This is a genomic window from Treponema socranskii subsp. socranskii VPI DR56BR1116 = ATCC 35536, assembly GCF_000468115.1.
Classification (GTDB): domain Bacteria; phylum Spirochaetota; class Spirochaetia; order Treponematales; family Treponemataceae; genus Treponema_D; species Treponema_D socranskii.
On the sequence record NZ_AVQI01000072.1, the window covers coordinates 22314 to 40388 of the forward strand.

The 18075-nt window shown below is 43.7% G+C and carries 14 protein-coding genes; 2 read left to right on the forward strand and 12 right to left on the reverse strand.

Going from position 1 to position 18075, the window contains the following annotated elements:
- The first annotated feature begins 2 nt into the window (after positions 1–2).
- Together mrdA and rodA are read left to right on the forward strand one after the other, a co-directional pair.
- Complete coding sequence (gene mrdA, locus HMPREF0860_RS09925) at positions 3–1871, forward strand: penicillin-binding protein 2 (protein WP_038080938.1); 1869 nt, start codon at positions 3–5, stop codon at positions 1869–1871.
- 4 nt (positions 1872–1875) lie between these two features.
- A complete protein-coding gene (gene rodA, locus HMPREF0860_RS09930) occupies positions 1876–3189 on the forward strand; it encodes a rod shape-determining protein RodA (RefSeq protein WP_021330217.1) in 1314 nt (437 codons plus the stop codon).
- Positions 3190–3437: 248 nt separating this feature from the next.
- Here rodA and HMPREF0860_RS09935 read toward each other — a convergent pair whose 3' ends face one another.
- The 12 genes from HMPREF0860_RS09935 to mfd all read right to left on the reverse strand — a co-directional run bounded on the left by HMPREF0860_RS09935 (position 3438) and on the right by mfd (position 18002).
- Positions 3438–4793, reverse strand: a complete 1356-nt coding sequence (locus tag HMPREF0860_RS09935; RefSeq protein ID WP_021330205.1) for a hypothetical protein — start codon at positions 4791–4793, stop codon at positions 3438–3440.
- 27 nt (positions 4794–4820) lie between these two features.
- Positions 4821–5972 carry a UDP-N-acetylglucosamine 2-epimerase gene (gene neuC, locus HMPREF0860_RS09940; RefSeq protein WP_021330209.1) on the reverse strand — a complete coding sequence of 384 codons (1152 nt, stop codon included), beginning with the start codon at positions 5970–5972 and terminating at the stop codon, positions 4821–4823.
- A complete protein-coding gene (gene neuB / locus HMPREF0860_RS09945; RefSeq protein WP_021495740.1) occupies positions 5969–6964 on the reverse strand; it encodes an N-acetylneuraminate synthase in 996 nt (331 codons plus the stop codon). The genes neuC and neuB overlap by 4 nt, the downstream gene beginning before the upstream one ends.
- Positions 6961–7596, reverse strand: coding sequence for an acetyltransferase (locus tag HMPREF0860_RS09950; RefSeq protein WP_021495738.1), 636 nt, complete (start codon positions 7594–7596; stop codon positions 6961–6963). The genes neuB and HMPREF0860_RS09950 overlap by 4 nt, the downstream gene beginning before the upstream one ends.
- Position 7597: 1 nt before the next feature.
- A complete protein-coding gene (locus HMPREF0860_RS09955) occupies positions 7598–8644 on the reverse strand; it encodes a sugar phosphate nucleotidyltransferase (RefSeq protein WP_021495733.1) in 1047 nt (348 codons plus the stop codon).
- Positions 8641–9789: a LegC family aminotransferase gene (locus HMPREF0860_RS09960; protein WP_021495729.1), complete on the reverse strand. Its 1149-nt coding sequence runs from the start codon at positions 9787–9789 to the stop codon at positions 8641–8643. Before HMPREF0860_RS09960 ends, HMPREF0860_RS09955 begins: the two co-directional genes overlap by 4 nt.
- The gene (locus tag HMPREF0860_RS09965; RefSeq protein ID WP_021495739.1) at positions 9786–10556 is read right to left on the reverse strand and encodes an acylneuraminate cytidylyltransferase family protein; all 771 of its coding nucleotides are present in this window, start codon (positions 10554–10556) and stop codon (positions 9786–9788) included. Before HMPREF0860_RS09965 ends, HMPREF0860_RS09960 begins: the two co-directional genes overlap by 4 nt.
- The gene (locus HMPREF0860_RS09970) at positions 10549–11484 is read right to left on the reverse strand and encodes a Gfo/Idh/MocA family oxidoreductase (RefSeq protein WP_021495732.1); all 936 of its coding nucleotides are present in this window, start codon (positions 11482–11484) and stop codon (positions 10549–10551) included. Before HMPREF0860_RS09970 ends, HMPREF0860_RS09965 begins: the two co-directional genes overlap by 8 nt.
- 3 nt (positions 11485–11487) lie before the next feature.
- Positions 11488–12459, reverse strand: a complete 972-nt coding sequence (locus tag HMPREF0860_RS09975; protein WP_021495741.1) for a Gfo/Idh/MocA family protein — start codon at positions 12457–12459, stop codon at positions 11488–11490.
- Positions 12460–12470: 11 nt separating this feature from the next.
- A complete protein-coding gene (locus HMPREF0860_RS09980; RefSeq protein ID WP_021495730.1) occupies positions 12471–13682 on the reverse strand; it encodes a polysaccharide biosynthesis protein in 1212 nt (403 codons plus the stop codon).
- Positions 13683–13809: 127 nt separating this feature from the next.
- Positions 13810–14088, reverse strand: a complete 279-nt coding sequence (locus tag HMPREF0860_RS09985; RefSeq protein ID WP_021329361.1) for a hypothetical protein — start codon at positions 14086–14088, stop codon at positions 13810–13812.
- Between the two features lie 50 nt (positions 14089–14138).
- Complete coding sequence (gene mfd / locus HMPREF0860_RS09990) at positions 14139–18002, reverse strand: transcription-repair coupling factor (protein ID WP_038082411.1); 3864 nt, start codon at positions 18000–18002, stop codon at positions 14139–14141.
- Positions 18003–18075 lie beyond the last annotated feature (73 nt).

The window sequence follows — 18075 nt, forward strand, 5'->3', positions numbered from 1 at the left end:
ATATGCCGCAGGACCGCCGTGCACCCGTTTTGTCGAAATCCCTCCGCATCGTTTTGCTCGAAGCGGCGATCGTGCTTTGCTTTGCAGTTTACGTCTATCGGCTCTTTTCGATGCAAGTGCTGCTTTCAGATACATATCGCACGCAGTCTCGCACGGTTTCGAGTCAAGTTTCCCGCATTCCTGCACAGCGGGGCGAAATATTCGACAGAAATGCAACCGTACCGATGGTCATCAATACCGATTCCTTTGCCGTCGAAATAACTCCTGCGGAAATTCCGGCGGGATACTACGATACGGTCGCTTCGCGCCTTGCGCAATACCTCGGCGTTTCGAAATTCGATATCGATAAACGCATTCCGGAAAAACTTCGAAAATCTTATACGGCGATCACCGTGCGCTCGAACGTTTCGTTTGAAACGATTTCGAACATCGCCGAAAATAAAATCGATTTACCCGGAGTTTCGTGGGTATCGCGCCCGATTCGAAACTACGTGGAAACGGGTTCTCTTTCGCACATCATCGGCTACGTCGGAGACATCACACAGGAAGAGATCAACGTGTTATACAATCAAGGCTATACGAGAAACAGCGTCGTCGGAAAAACGGGAATCGAACGGCAGTACGATCAGCTTTTGCAGGGAACGAGCGGCATCGAAAGCCGCACGGTCGACGTTCGCGGGCGTATCCTTTCGGACAAGCCCGACATCCGTCCGCCCCAGCCGGGAAAAAATCTCGTTTTGACGATCGACTCGCGCATTCAAACGCTTGCCGAAAAAACGCTCGGAAATAGGGTAGGGGCGGTCGTCGTTTTAAAGCCTGCGACGGGTGAAATACTTGCGCTCGTATCCTATCCGTATTTCGATCCGAACATATTCAATTCCGACGACTATGCGCAGGAATTCGTAAAGCTCCGCGACAGTCCGGAAAAGCCGCTTTTAAATAGGGCCGTCGCAGCGCAATATCCGCCGGGTTCGACGTTTAAAATCATCATGGTATCCGCTCTTTTGCAGGAAAAAAGTTTTTCTCCGTTTGAAAAAATCGAATGCAAAGGAAAACTCGTCTACGGTAACCGCACGTTCCATTGCCACGTCCACGAACCCGGACACGGCTGGCTCGATTTGAAAAACGCGCTCGCGCAGTCCTGTGACGTTTACTTTTGGACGATCGGACGCGATTATCTCGGCATCGACAAAATCGCACAGTATTCGACGATATTCGGACTCGGAAAAAGCGCCGAAATCGATTTACCGAATCAAGTGTCGGGTTTTATTCCGACGGCGCAGTGGAAAGAGCGAAAGTACCACGAACGGTGGCTCGGAGGCGATACGATGTCCGCTTCCATCGGACAGGGCTATATCCTCGCCACACCTCTCCAAGTTGCCGATATGATGGCGATGGTGTGCAACGAAGGCGTCATCTATAAACCGCATCTGCTCAAAGAAGTGCGGAACCCTGTGACAAATGAAGTTATCACTGAAGTAAAGCCGGAAGTGTTATTTAAATCCGACATACCGAGCGACGTGTGGAAGACCGTGCAGGAAGACTGCCGTTATACGATCACCGACGGCACACCCCAATACCCGATGCGCAATCGATTCGTGCAGAGCGCGGGAAAGACGGGAACGTCCGAAGTCGCGCAGTATAAAAACAGCTGGCACTCGTGGATGGTCGCCTATGCGCCCTACGATGCGCCGGTCGAAGATCAAGTCGTCGTTTCGACGCTCGTCGAAGCGGTAAACCCGTGGGAATGGTGGTCACCCTATGCGACGAATATCATCATACAGGGCATCTTCGCAAATCAAACCTATGAAGAAGCCGTAAACGCGCTCGGCTTTCATTACCTCCTTGCAAACGGAAACCGACAGGAGTAGGGAAGTGAAACTGAAAATTACCGATGCCTTCGATTACGTTCTCCTCTTTTGCGTCCTTGCGCTCACTGCAGCCGGCATCGCATTTATCTATTCGTCGGGAATCAATTCGGACGGCATTCTTGTCACAAAAGAATACGTCAAACAGATTGTGTGGGCGTCGTTCGGTCTTGCACTTATCGTCGTCTGTGCGCTCTACGATTACCGTAAAACCGCCCGCTACGCGTACATCGTATACGCAGCCCTCGGCGCAGTGCTTTTATATACCGTCGTGTTCGGCCGCTACGTCAACGGAGCACGCAGCTGGATCGGTATCGGCGACTTCGGCGTACAGCCGTCCGAATTCGGTAAAATCGTATTTATCGTTTTTCTCGCAAAATACCTTTCCGAAAGCCGTACCGAAGTTCCGCTAAAGCGCTTTGTAATCGCCGTTTTGATTTTCGGCTTTCCCGCATTGCTGATCCTCGCGCAGCCGGATTTGGGAACCGCAAGCGTCTATATTCCGATCTTCCTCGTCATGTGCTTTATGGCGGACATCCCGCTGCGCTACATATTGTTCGTATTCGGTACCGGCATGGCGACGATTTTTTTTACCGTGCTTCCCGTGTGGAACGACGTCATCGCGCATCGGAAGATTCCCGCGATCGGAGCGCTCACCGACATACGCTTGCGCCTTTTGCTCATCGCCGCATCTCTTTCGATTACGCTTATCGGAATCGTCGTGCGGCGCTATTTGCGCGGTCAACGGTATTTTTATTGGATTTCATACGTATCGCTCATCGTTGCGCTTTCGCTTTTCGGTTCATACGGAGCCGGACGCGTACTCAAAGAATATCAAATCAGCCGCCTCATCGTATTTATGGATCCGTCCGTAGACCCGCGCGGAAGCGGTTGGAATATCATCCAGTCAAAAATCGCGATCGGAGCGGGCGGCATATTCGGCAGGTCGTTTTTACACGGAACGCAGAGCCACTATCGATTTTTGCCGCAGCAGAGTACCGACTTTATATTCAGCATTTTGTCGGAAGAACTCGGCTTTATAGGCGGACTTGTCGTCTTTGTGCTGTACGGCCTTATCTTTTTCCGGACGTTGAAAATCATGCGGAATGCGACGGGCTATGGATTGTATATTGCAGCGGGTATACTCGGCATGTTCTTTTTTCACTTTTTCGTCAACATCGGTATGGTTATGGGCATCATGCCGATTACGGGAATACCGCTTTTGTTTTTGTCCTACGGAGGTTCTTCGCTGTGGACTGCGATGATCGCCGTAGGGCTCCTCATGAGTATCAATTACCACAAATACGGATTCGACGCGTAAAAGTAAAACGACTTATTTTTACGGGGTACTGCATATTCATCGGTAGACAGAATTCGACACATAATCGACATTTTAAAATACTATCTAAAAAGCAGGGTAAACACCCCTGTTTTAAATGGCTTTTTTTATATCTTTTGGTAGACAGAATATACATTATCGGATGTAAAATTAAGGCGGAAAAAAATATATAAAATTCTCCCCATTGTCTTTTTTTATTCTCCATCTCTCTCTCGTAACACACTGTTTTTTTATGCTTCAAAATATCTTTTTATAGAAACCTTAGTGTCATTCGTTAATTCGGTTATTTTTACACATTCACAATAGCCGTACGCATTATTTGCTGCAACTCCTATGACATCGATATCGTTTAGAAAAACCGTATTGTTATCAAACGTATATGTCCATTCTTTACCGGGAATGGCAAAATCAAAATTATCCCAATAATAACGCCCTTGTTTATCTTTGATAGCTAAAAACGGCTGTGGACCAAAAATGGCATGTGACGTTTTTACGCGCAGAATATCCTGTGTGTCATTTTTTGTAATTTTTACCGTAAGTTCAAATGTTTCCGGTTTTAAGTTCAAACAATTTCTCATTGCAGAAACCGCATCGGAATATATAAAATCTACGTCAGAATATTTTATTGAGGTTGATTTTATTAAATCTCGTACACGATTTATTTCAAAAATCATATCTTTGTAATCATGATCGGTAAATGCAAGTATCGCATTCATACCCGAAGCAGCCTGTTTGAATGCGTCATCAACATCTTCCAAACTTAACTGTCTGATTCTTGCATACATATTCAAGCATTTCGTGATCCAACGACGACAAGTACCCTCCTTTTGATAATCATCGTGATCGGGATGATAAGGATACCACTTTACCGGTGCATGCCGCCAATCTCCAAAACGACCGTTTGCGCAGTCCAATTGTTGCGTATCTTCGTGAACTGCTTGGTTACCATAATCGAACGGTATCCATTGTTCCAAAAAGAAATTCGAATCCGGCCGCTCAGTGTGAAATCCCGGTCTAAAAACGACAGGAAACCACTGTCGATCTATTATTTTACGGCAGTAAATCTGATTTAAATTTTCACTGCCCCAAAAAGCGGTGCCGGAATCGTTATAATTACCTGAGTATGAAACAGGATGATGATGAAATCCGATACAATCGCCTTTATTTTGTTCGGACACCATTTTCATATAACGATCGAAAATTTTATGATGTCCGGCATCACGATGTCTCGGATTATTGCCGGTAAAACCCACGTGATCCATGCAAAACCAATTATATATCCATCCGTGTCCATAGGAGTCGGGACAGGCGTTTCGAAATTCATCCGATGTAATTTGAGCAAGCATTTTTTGAATCTCGTCCCAGTCTCCCTTTGTGGTTATTTTATTTTTATCGACTAAATTTTTTACAGCTTCCTCTTTTCCGTCAAGGGGATATTCGCCTTTTTGAAGTTTTATTAAATTTTCTTTTGTTGGTTCAATCGTTATGCCGAATACATCTTTTATCCGTTCAAACGGTACGATAGGTGTTTCGTACAAAGGGCCTTCAGTATCGATACAATGCACGATATATACTTTCCCGTTCATTTTAATTATTCCTCTTTAAATCGCTGTTCATAGATCCCAAAATTCTTTTTTCAAGTCAATTCCTTTTTTCAGATAACGCAGGATATGCTTTGCTATTATTTCTGATGGCATTCTAGATTTATTCTGTGTATTCATAACCGAATCGGATTTTTGCATCGACAATGCGTTTTTTATCGCTTTACCGATAGCGTATCTGTTCGGACTGCATGATATCACAGTTTGGGGAATCAATCTCCCCTTTTGCCGATCGCCGATATTGACCGAGGGAATACCAAGTGCAGGAGCTTCCGTCAATCCGCTGGACGAATTTCCCAATACGAACGCCGCATATTGCAATGCGCTTAAATACCGCCGTGTTCCCAAAGAAAAGAACGATTTGCAATTGGCGTGTGTTTTACAAAAATCGTCTATTTTCCGATTAATAATTCTGCCATCCGTATCCGAATTCGATTTTGTAAAAATAAACTTTAAATCGTGATACCCTTCAACGGCGGAAAGTATCTCATCGATTTGCATGGAAACGGTATTAGCTTCCAGCGTGACGGGATGAAAGGTAACCACTGCATAGTTTTTTAATTTAAGCTCCATCATCAAATCGCTCGAAAGTTCGGACAGCGACATTTTAGGAATTTTCAATATATTTTCAATTCCTAAATACCCTGCCGTAAAAACCCGAGCGGGATTTTCACCGAGCTGAATAACTCTTTTCGTATACGGTTCCGCTTCAGTAAAGTGAAGATAACTCATTTTCGTGATACTGTGCCGGATCGCATCATCAATAGCACCCTGTGTCGATTCACCGCCGGCAATATGAGCTATCGGAATTCTTGCGTTCATTGCGGCACAGCATACGGCCAGTGTTTCGTATCTATCACCTAAAACTAAAAGCATATCAGGTTTGGAGCGTTCAAAGTAATCGGCAAAGCCGGACAAAGCGAGCGCCATTGTTTTGCTGGTGCAAACGGGGGAATCGCCGCTCATAAGTATATCAATTTTCGTATCGATGGGGATAGCATCTTTTTCAATTTCGATATAGGTATTTCCAAATTCGGGAGAAAGATGCATGCCGGTTACAGCGATATTTATTTTAATATCTTTTTCGGTAAGAAATCTTTTGATTATCGGTTTTAGCAAACCGTATTCGGCGCGGGTTGCCGTCAATATACAAACGGTTTTCATAGCTTTATCAATTCATCCTCTGCAAAATCATACTTTGCTTTTTTCCCCAGCACGCTATACCAGTTCATCGGCGATATTCCGTCTCCCGGACGTTTACATGCGAGATTTTTATCCGTAAATATCTCCCCTGCTTTTATATCACATGCAGCAACGATACTTTTTCGCACTATTGATATATTCTTTCGTTCGGAAGGACTTGGCTGTTTAATTCCGTTTCCTAATGCCCTTTCAATTTTTCTAACTCCGTCGACAAGGGCTTTCAATTCTTGTACTTCGATACTTGCTTTATGATCGGGACCGTCCATAGTACGGTCAAGTGTAAAATGCTTTTCCAAAACGACGGCACCCAATGCAGCTGCCGCCAAAGCAATTTCGATACCTTGCGTATGATCGGAATATCCTATAGGAACATTAAACTTTTTTTTCATCGAACGCAAACAAAGTAAGTTCACATCATCCAACGGAGCAGGATATTCGGATGTGCAATGCAAAATCGTTATCTCAGAAGCTCCGTTTTTTTTAAGAATTTTTACGGCATTACCGATTTCTTGTAATGTTGCCATACCCGTCGATATAATAACCGGCTTATGCAATCTCGCAATTTTTTCAAGATACGGCAGATTAGTGATCTCTCCGGACGGAATTTTCCATTCGTTTACACCGATATGATCGAGAAAATCGATACTGTCGAAGTCGAAAGCGGAGGAAAGAAATATGATCCCCTTTTGTTCACAATACCTCTTCAGTTCCGTAAAATCTTCATATCCGAGTTCCAATTTTTTCAGCATGGAAAATTGTGAATCGTCATTTTTCGTATTAACGGTTTGGTAATATGCTTTTTTTGCATTTTTTGAAACTATCTTTTCTGTTTTAAAAGTTTGAAATTTTACATAATCCGCACCGGCGTCTTTTGCTTTATCTACAAGGCGCTTTGCAATTTCGATCGAGCCGTTATGATTGACGCCTGCTTCAGCAATAATTTTTATGCTCATTTTCTCACCTTACACGGATTACCATATGCAATACAATCGGCGGCGATCGAATTAATAATATTACTGCCCATACCGATGATCGCATGATCGCCGATTTCTATATACTGCTTTACTGTCGAATTTGCACCGATATGGCTGTCGTTGCCTATCGCCGCGCCGCCGCAGATCACCGAACCCGGCGAAATATGAACAAAATCTTGAACGATACAATCATGCTCTATGATTGCACCTGTATTTATAATTGCAAAGTCACCGATAACGGCCCCTGTATTTATAGAGACGTTTTTTCCTATAAATATTCCCTGCCCTAACTTTGCAGTTTTACTTACAGCAGCGGTCGGATCGATAAGATTGGGGATCTCAAAGCCGATTTTCAATAAATTATCTGCAATTTTACGTCTTATGCTCGTATCGCCGATACTTCCTACCGCGACAAATGCCTGCGCATATCCGTTCCGTAACAGCATCGGTAAATCATCGTCGGTTCCGGCATGTATGACAGTATCGATCTTCGGAATTTCATCGTTCTTATCTTCCGAAACGATCCCGATCTGCGAATATACGTTCATTGAGAGAACAGTGTCGAGAATCGATCTGCAGTGCCCGCCGTTACCGACTAAAAGAAGTTTCATTTCACTCCCCTACCCCGAGCTTCCGTTCCATTTCTTTCATCGCATCAAATTGCCCCATATCCATCCAATTATTTTCACTTATGGGATACATACCGAGCCGATTATGCCGGTTCATATATTTTGCTGCGATATCGGGAAATCCGATCGAAGTATTTTCAGGAATATCGTTTAAAACTTCCGGCTCTACGATATAACATCCCGTATTCGTAAGAAAAGAAAACAATGGCTTTTCTTTCATAGCTTCTATATGACCGGTTTTATCCGTTTCTATAACGCCGTAAGGAATAGTAAAATTTTTAAGACAGCAGATCATCGTAATAAGATTTTTTTGTCGTTTATGGTGTGCTAGGATTTTTGCAAAATCTTCCGTAATCAAAACATCACAATTTGTAAGAATAAATGTTTTATCGATCTTTCCTTTAAGTAAACCGATCCCCCCTCCCGTCCCAAGAGGAATATTTTCATCCGCAAAAGTTATCGTATAGTTCTTTTCCAAATCGTTAAAATACGCTTTTATCATATTTTTTTTATAATTAACAATCATGTAATAATCATTGCAGCCGTATTTACAAAATCCGTTGATTATATGTTCCACGATAGGAATTTCTCCGATCGGAATAAGGGGTTTAGGAAGAATTTTCGTATACGGATAAAGCCGTACTCCTCTTCCGCCGGCTTGAATGACAACGGGTAAATTGAGCTCGGTCCTTTTATCGACTGTTAAAGCAGGTGTCAAAACGATATCGATAATTTTCATGCCGTCATTTACAATAGGAAGCGCATCTATGGAACAGTTAATAAGTTCTTTGTGTATATCGTTTGATCTATCTTGCTTTGCAAATCGAGGTTTATAGTTTGCAAATTCTCTTGCCCTTGCATCAAGACTTCCTTTAGAGAGAATCCAGCGACGAATATCGCCGTCCGTTACTGACGCTTGCAAAATTTCGTTTTCGGCGACAAAAAGAGTTTTTTTTGCAGTTTTATCGAGACGTTCCATCGCCTGTAAAAGCGTACAATCTTCCGTAATTAACAAGTCTTGAAAATTCATTTTCTGTATCCACTTGGAATATTAACTATCCTATCGGCAAACATCTCCGCCGTAGCTAAATCTCCTCTTGTTGCACTGATAAACATCGGCAGTCTATTCATCAATTCCCAAATCGGACGAGTTTGAATTCCATTATCATTCGTTTCCGCAAGAAAAATATCCCGTTCACGTTTATCTCTGAGCAGAACGGCATTGAGCCAAAAATTCGATTTGCAATCTTTAGGCTCATCAAAGAAAGAGATATCGTCTATGTTCGAAAAAAAATCTTTATACATGCGCGAAGTTTCTCTTTTATTTGCGAGGATCGTATCTATGCATTCCAGCTGTGCACACCCGAGTGCGGCATTGATATTCGGCATCCTTAAATTATATCCGATTGCATCGTGTTTGAATTCCCATCGGTGGGGGATCTTTGCCTGCGTTGTAATGTGTTTCGCATAATCGCCTTTCTCTTTATTTTGGAACAGCAATATCCCTCCCCCGCCGCACGTAATCGTTTTATTGCCGTTAAAGCTCATGCAGCCGATTTCACCGTATGTTCCCGTATGTCTGCCTTTATAGAAACTGCCGATACTTTCCGCCGCATCTTCGATAAGCGCCAGTTTCCATTCATCGCAGAGTTTAACAAAGTCGTCAATTTTTACCGGGTGACCGAATGTATGCATCGGAACTACAGCGCGTATCTTTTTGCCGCTATGTTTATCATAGCAGCCGTCCGATTTTACAGCGGCATTCCGTTCGAGCCATAAACGAACTTTTGTCGGTGAAAGTCCCATCGTATCTTCGTCGACATCCAAAAAGACAGGATGAGCATAACAATAGGCAATGGCATTTGCAGTTGCAATAAAAGTCAACGGCTGTGTGATAACTTTTTCATCGGGCTTTATACCGCACAGTTTAAGTGCCATAAAGAGTGCCATCGTTCCGTTTACACATACTACTGCGCGATTCGCGCCTGTATATTTTGCGATCGCATCCTCAAAACGATCTACATACTTACCGACACTTGAAACAAATGTCGTGTCAATGCAATCATCAAGATATTTTTTTTCATTACCGATAAAAGCAGGCGCATGGAGAAGGACATGGTCAACATTCTTATAAATTTGTTTAATAAAATGTATTGTCGATTCGTATTTCATCATTGTTCTTCCTGTACGAATTTTCGTATTTGCGCAAAGCTTTCGTTTTTTTTGTATAAATACTCCGCTATTATTTCCATAAATTCAAAATCTTGCTCGCTGTCTATATCGAGTACAGCCGTATCAAACATTCGATAAATATTCGATTTCGCATTTAACAACATATTTTCGGTATCGTTTCGCAAATAATCGGCATCGATTATGTAAATTGATGCGTTCATATCATACACCGCGGGAGCTTCTTGCCGCGTCGTGTAATTTGAAGATATAAGTTTTACGGCAAAGCCGTTTTCCGCTTTTACCATATTAAAGTAAGGATTTCTTCGACTGTCACATACGCTGTAGATCAATTTACAGTCGCTATGCTGAAGTTTTGTTTTATATGCGTTGATCACATCATCAATCTGTCTCAACGGACTCGTAATATCAAGGTCGATCACAAAGTCAAAACAACAATCATATTTTCTTTCGAGTATATCAAGACAATTATGCCAAACCGCCATTTTGGCAACTTTGTCACCGCAAAGCTCGGCTGCTCGCTCGATGATTTCTATATCTTTATATCGTTTTGAAACAAGGTCTTTTAACACTCCGCTATCGGTATTAAGACAAATCAATGTTTCACATTCGTTTGTCATCCTCTTTTTGAAATCTTCCGCTATTGCTGCAGTATAATAGACAAGCGGTACGCCTAGAAAGTTTTTTATATTTTTATTTTTGAATCCCTTACTCCCTGCTCTGCCGCAAATCGTGATAAGCACTTTATTCATTTTTTACCTTCCATTCGCCGAGCGCCGCTCGCAACACCGCTAATGCTTTGGCAGGAGGATTGATATTTTGCTTTTTACCTGCCGTAAAATCCAAAAAATATTTCATTTCACGGATATATCTGTCATTTATGCTTTCGGTACAATCGATAATCGAATGATCGGAAAAATATATCTTCGATGCTAAGTAATCCGCTGTATACACATCCTCGGCGGTAAACGCTTCACAATACCGTTTCGGTTTGCGCCCGAAATAGTCCAAATGAACTTCAACAAGTTTATCGTCATAAACGGCGATATAAACGCTTAAATCATCGCTGTCTATTTCCAAATTACTGTATTTTCTGTGTACATTTATGATCCGATTCGGATAACCGTACAAAGCTATCATATAATCGATTTCATGAATCAAATCAAGCGTAACACCGCCGCCGAGTGCTTTTATCGCAGAATAATTTTTTCGGTAGTCTATATTCGGTCTCCAGTCAGGCAAATAACTTGAACAGATTATTCGAGAAGAAAAAATTTTTTTATCTTTAATTAAATTAAAAAATTCCGTGTAGACTTTTGTATGCCGCAACGGACAGGCGATATATGCGTTTGCCGCATTGATATCGAGAAGTTCTAACGGATAATCGATTTTTTCGAAAAGCGGCTTTTCAATAAAATAAAAATCAATTTTTCCGAGTAACTGTTTGAGTATCGTATAATGCAAATTTGTCGGATTCGTAATAAAGGCACAATCATAATGTGTATTCGATAATTCCGTTATCTGTTGTATATTCATCGATTCAAAATCATCCGCCAAACCGCCGATTTTTCTACGAAGCACTTCTATCTCTAAAAATATACCGCGTTCACGGCATATTGAGTGGAGATTCTTAATATGTTTTGTCGCAATAGAACCTAATCCCGTAAACAATACTTTCATAAGCTATTTTTCTATTTCATCAATAATAGATAATATCTCTTTATCTTTTGCTAAACTGTACAAGGGTACGGTATGATTATACACTGCGCTTAGAAAATCACGAATTTCAGCTTCATAATCGTTTTCAATGATATTTTCAGCATACCCGTCTTCGTGATTTACAACGGACAGCAGCTCGAGTTTTTCTCTTTGTTTTGTACTGATATTATAATTAAACAAACCGTTATTTTTGCCGTCCCATATCAAATGGATTTCTTCACCGATAACTTCAAGATATGTGGTCGCTTCGCGGCATACGACATCTACAAGAACGGTACCGATATTTCCGTTTTTATGTTTAAAAGACACTACGTATGTATCATTGAAAGGAATATCGAGCGCGCTTGATTTATTGGAAATACTTGACAGAGTCTCTATATCACCGAATGTATTGATAAGCCACGGCAGTTGGATCGCAAAAATTTCCCGACACCCGTTGCTTTCTTTTTTTGCGGCAAAAAACGATGTATAGCTCTCCCATGGATGCCAATCCGGCAAATACTGTCCTATGTGATACATATAGCTGAGCGGTTTTGTTTGCTGATGCACTAAGGCTTTTATTTTTTGTATCTGCTTGCTGTATAACTTTGTATTCGACATAAATAAAACGACATTATTATTTTGTGAAAGCATCAGTATGTCATCATAACGAGATGAGGAAAGATTTAATTCGGTAAATGTAGGAATTTTATGTTCCAACAACGTTACGATAATATCCGCATGTGCTAACGGAGTGGTACATACAAATGCAATATCCGGACATTCCGTAAGAGCTGTATTCAAAGACTCAAAAGCTTTAAAACCGTCTTTAACGACTTCTTTCCTCCGTATGTCATTCGAATCTACGCAGAGAATTTCCCATGAGCGATCTATTTTTTTTAAAAGACGAATACGTCTTTTTCCCATTGAACCGTATCCAATGCATAAAGCTTTCATGCGTCATCCTTTTACATTTTTGCATCAAGCGATTTATTGCGCTCTTCATGCGTAAAGGACGGAAGATATGATTTTAGTATTTGTACAACTTCAGCTTTTTCAGTATCAGGTTTTGCAAATACCGTTTGCAATTTATCGAAAAGCGCATCGAGTTTTTCTTTCGGCTGCTGCGATTGACTATCTTTTATCACGCCGAGCGAAATAAATTGATCCATGTCTACAATTTCCGTATCGGTATAAAACTCTTCATAGGCTTTTTCACCGGTTGTATCGCTTCCCGAATAATGAACGGGATATTCTTTTGAACCGTGTTTTAATAGTTTCGATTTTTCAATCGCTTCTGCATCGCTCGAACATTCGAGCACCGTATAACCGTTTACTTCAAGAAGTTTTGTCGCAATAGCGGAAAATGTCATCATCGTTGTTTTTTCAAGTTTAGGAAAAAAAATTTCTTTACTTTTTCCGAGCATACATGCAAGCATACAAATTTGGCCGCTTTCTTGTGGGGAAACAAAATATCGCTTAACATCATTCGGTGCGCTAATCGGCTGCATCTTATGTATTCTATCGAGAAATCCGGCTGGGAGAGAGCCGTTAGAAAATGCAACATTCGCAAATCGTGCCGTATTAACCGGAAAATATGGAGCATACGAGAAGATCATATCTTCCATAATCCTTTTACTTGCTCCCATAATATTGACCGGATTTGCAGCCTTGTCGGTGGAAACGCAAAAAAATCTTTCCGGCGGGAAAGATTTTAATAAGTCGAGAAGTTTTTTTGCATTTAAAAGATTGTTTTGAATAAGTGCTTCTACCGAATAAATATCCTTTTCGCTTCTTACATGTTTATGTGCTGAAAAGTTTGCAACGATATCGAAACCATTTCGGTTGTTGAACATCTTCTTAAATACCGAATCCGCATAATTGATAGGATATGTGATATAATCATCCGGTACATGTATACCGTACGTACTGCGCAAATCACGGCTCAATTCTGCCAATCCGTTTTCATTTATATCAACTACGACAAGCGATTGCGGCTTAAAGGGCAGACAAGCTTTAATAAATGAACTACCGATACTCCCCGCTCCGCCGATAACAAGTATACGCTTCCTAGCAATTACTTCTGCAAGTTTTTTTTTGTTGGCTGTTATATCTCTTGCAAAAATGCTCTCCGTACGCTTGGTAATATTACATGCGATAAAATCTTCTAAATTAAACATAAAACCTTCTTTAAAAGGAACTTCTCAATTTAGAGGCTTTCCTTAGATTTAAAACGTTTGGGATACATTGACAAAAAACATATCTAAAACTATAGCAGTCAGTTTTATTTTTGTAAAGATTGTCTTGTTATAACTTCATCATTCTTCCCTTTCCCATTTCCTCTACGAGACGCTTAGCCGCATCTTCGTTTTCCGGCCTCACGTACACGGACCACAGGTACGGGCTGTAATTTGGGTTGATAACTTGGCGCATATTGATCTTTGCGCCGCAGCCGCACGCGACTTCCGTCTGTACCCAGCCGGTACCGTAGGCAATGCCGTTTTTTTTGAGCAGTTTTTTGAGCGCTTTGAATTCGCCGTAATTCCGACTTTCGTAGATTTCAACTTTTTTTCCGAATAAAAGCATGTCTACCTCGCTTCCTCATTATATCATGTTCCGAGCCGATACTGCAAAGGTTATGCAAGTTTTTCGAGGCGCTCTCTGATAAATTCGCTTTTTTCTTTGAGGCCGATTTTTCCGAGTTTTAAAAACAGCATATTCGGTTTTGCCGCGTCGAGCCATACGCTGCCCGAACTTTCTTTTATCAGCTGCAATACGCGATCGACAGAAATGTCGGACACTTTTGCAAATTCGATTTCGACGACGCCCTTCGATTCTTTGAGCGCGCTCACCGAAAGCTTTTTGCACAGAATGCGTATTTCGGCGAGTGACAAGAGGCTCGCAACTTCATCGGGTACGGGACCGAAGCGGTCTTCGATTTCGTTCATCACCGCGATCAATTCGTCGTCCGTCTGCACCGACGCGATCTTTTTGTAGATTTCCATTTTCGTCTCCGCCGAGCGCACGTAGGCGTCGGGGATAAAACCCGTATATTCGAGTTCCATGAGCACTTCGCTCTGCGCTTTGTAATTTTCAGAGGCGGTAAGGCGTTCAACCGCTTCGTTCAGCAATTTCAAATACAATTCGAATCCGACGGCATACACGTCTCCCGACTGGTCGCGGCCGAGCAGGTTTCCCGCCCCGCGGATTTCCATATCTTTCATTGCGATTTTAAAACCGCTTCCGAGTTCGGTAAAATCGCTGATGACTTGCAGACGCTTCATCGCAACTTCGGAAAGAGACGTATTTTCGGGATATAAAAGATAGGCGTACGCTTTCCGGTCGCTCCGCCCGACACGCCCGCGGAGCTGGTAAAGCTGCGATACGCCGTACATATCGGCCCGGTCGATGATGATCGTATTGACGTTCGGTATGTCGATGCCGTTTTCGATGATCGTCGTCGAAACGAGTACGTGAAATCCGCCGAGTTTAAAACGGCGGAAGATGTCTTCAAGTTCGGCGCTCATCATTTGTCCGTGCGCGACGTCGACGAGCATTTCGGGGACGAGCCGTTCGATTTTACGCCGTACTTCAAAAAGGGAGTCGACTCGGTTATGCAAAAAAAACACTTGCCCTCCCCGTTCCGTTTCCCGCCTGATCGCAGTCGCTACGCGTTCGTCGCTGTACGGCTCGATCGCCGTTTCGATCATCTGCCGGTTTTGCGGAGGCGTCGCGAGCAAGCTCATATCGCGGATTTTCAGCAAACTCATGTGGAGCGTGCGCGGGATGGGCGTTGCCGAAAGCGCAAGGCAGTCGATATTCGCTTTCATCTCTTTGAGTTTTTCTTTATCTTTTACGCCGAAGCGCTGCTCTTCGTCTATTATCATGAGGCCGAGATTTTTAAAGACGACATCCTTTTGAATGACACGGTGCGTGCCGATAAGAATGTCGATATCGCCCGATGCGAGGAGAGTCAAAGTCTTTTTTTGTTCCGCGTGCGGCACAAAGCGCGAGAGGACTGCGATTTTGACGGGGAAATTCGCAAAGCGTTCGACGCAGGTTTCGTAATGCTGTTCGGCGAGGATCGTCGTCGGCGCCAAAAAAACGACTTGCTTTCCGCCCATTACCGCTTTGAACGCGGCGCGCATCGCGATTTCGGTTTTACCGTAGCCGACGTCTCCGCAAATGAGGCGGTCCATCGGAACGGGCTTTTCCATATCGCGTTTGACGTCTTCGGTGACAATCGCCTGATCTTTCGTATCTTCATAGGGAAAGGCCGCTTCGAACGAAGTCTGCCATTCGGTATCTTTCGGAAACGGAAATCCCCTCGACGCTTTTCTCCTCGAATAGAGGTCGATGAGCTTTTTTGCCAAATCTTCGACGGCTTTCTGTACTTTGCGCTTTCGGTTTTCCCAGCTTTTGCTGCCGATTTTATCGAGCTTCGGAGCATCTCCTTCGCTTCCGATATAGCGCTGTACCATGTTCACTTGTTCGATCGGAACGAAGGCGACCTCTTTGTCCGCGTATTCGAGCTTTATATAGTCCCGCTCGTTGCCGCCGGCTTTTACGCGCTCGATGCCGCAAAAGATGCCTATGCCGTACTGTACGTGCACGACATAGTCGCCGGGGGTGAGTTCGACAAAAGTGTCGATTGCGGCGCTTTTCGCTTTTTTCAGCGATTTCGGCACTGCCCGCCTTCTGCCGAATATTTCGTTTTCCTGTATGACGATGAGCTTCAAGTCGGGGATCGAAAAACCTTCGGATATCGCTTCGGGAAAAACCGCGAGCGCACAGCGTTTTTCGATCGGAGCGGAAGAGCGCTCGAGCGTGCGGTGTTCATGCGTACGCTCTTCGTGCGGTTTTGCATCGCGTTCATGTATTTTCGCATTGCGTCCGTTTAAAGCGATTTCGTTTCCGCGCTCTTCGGTAAAATCCGAAAGCAGTTGGGCTATGCGCCGCTCCTGATTTTCGCCGTCCGCAAAGACTGCGATCTTCCAGCCGGCATCCTGCAGCTTTCCGATTTCTTCTTTCAAAAACGGAATATTGCCGAAAAAGCTCCGCGATACTTCGCACGGAAAAGCGATATCGGACGGAGATTCGTCAGTTGAAGGTGTATCCGCACGGGAAGCCGTATGAAAAAGTATACTTCTTGAGACGATTTTTAGGTTTTTTTGAAAATCTGAGAGTATTTGCTCGGGCGGAAAGGCAGGAAACGAAAGACGCGCTTTCCGGTACATGCCGCCGTATTCCCGAACGATCGTTTCTTCGGCGTTTACGAGACGATCGTAATCGAAGAAAAAAACGGTCGTCCGCTCGCCTATATAGTCCGAAATCGTATAGCGCTTTTTCCACAACACGGGATATAAAAGCTCTTCCCCTTCGCACGATTTTGCCGTTTCAAGCTCGGAAAGCATATTCGATAACGCGGCTTTCGCTTCTTTCGTAAACGGAAGGTGTGCGCGACAACTTTTTCGCAAAGGCGGCTCTCCGTCTTTCGGTGCGCCTGCATCGGAGAACTCATCTTCGTCGGAAGACGGTATCTCGCCGGCACTCGTGTTATCCGCCGTATCGGAGTGTCTGTCCACATTGCAAAACGGCGTCTCCCCGTTTTGTGATGCCGCATCCGACAGCCTCATTTCGTCTTCGGCGCTCACTGCCGTCGCTTCGTAGGCTTCGATCGCATTTTTCAAATCGGTCAAAAGCGCATCGTCCCAAATCACTTCGCGCATCGGGGAAATAAAAACGCTTTCGAGGGAGCCGGTCGTCGTTTGCGTATCCGTGTCGAAAGTTTTAATCTGTGCGACGGTATCGAAGTCGAAAATGATGCGGCACGGAGCGGTGCTTTGCGGAACGAATACGTCGAGCACTTCGCCTCTCAAACTGAACTCTCCCTGCACGTAGACGCGCGGCGCTCTCGTATAGCCGAGAGATGAAAGCCTTTCCGCCGTTTTTACCGTATCGACGTGAGCGCCGCGCGAAATCGAAAACGAGCGGCGCTTTACCGATTCGGGAGGCGGAAGCGGCGAAAGAAAAACGCGCTCGCTCACGATAAAGATTCTCGGCTTTTGAGAAAAGCCTTCCCTCCCCGCTCCGGCAAGTTTTGCGAGAGCCGCCGCGCGCTCTCCGAATACGGCCGCTCCCCGCGATACCGGACGATAGGGTATCATACCCCACCATGGTATATCGATTATCTCCGCTTCGGGAAAAATCGAAGTCAAATCGGTACGGATATCGATCGCTTCGTTTTCTCCAGGCGTGACGATGACGATGTCGGATGAACGCGAATCGAAGGATACTCCTCCCGATACGCTTTTTTTAAACGCTAAAGATTGTATGCGTTCACAGTATTCGGCTGTAAAATAAGCTGAAAGAGAGCCGTGAAGTCCTCTGACCGAAAAAGGAAAACGGCACGAAGCATCCGTCAAACGGAAAACGGCATCGCGCATGGGAGGCCATGAGTGTATTGCTTCTTTGATAGAATTTGTCGATAATGTATACATACGGTTTGTCCGATATTATAAGAAAGGTCTATTACCCTTATACCTTTGGGAGACGTAATTGAAACGTACTGTT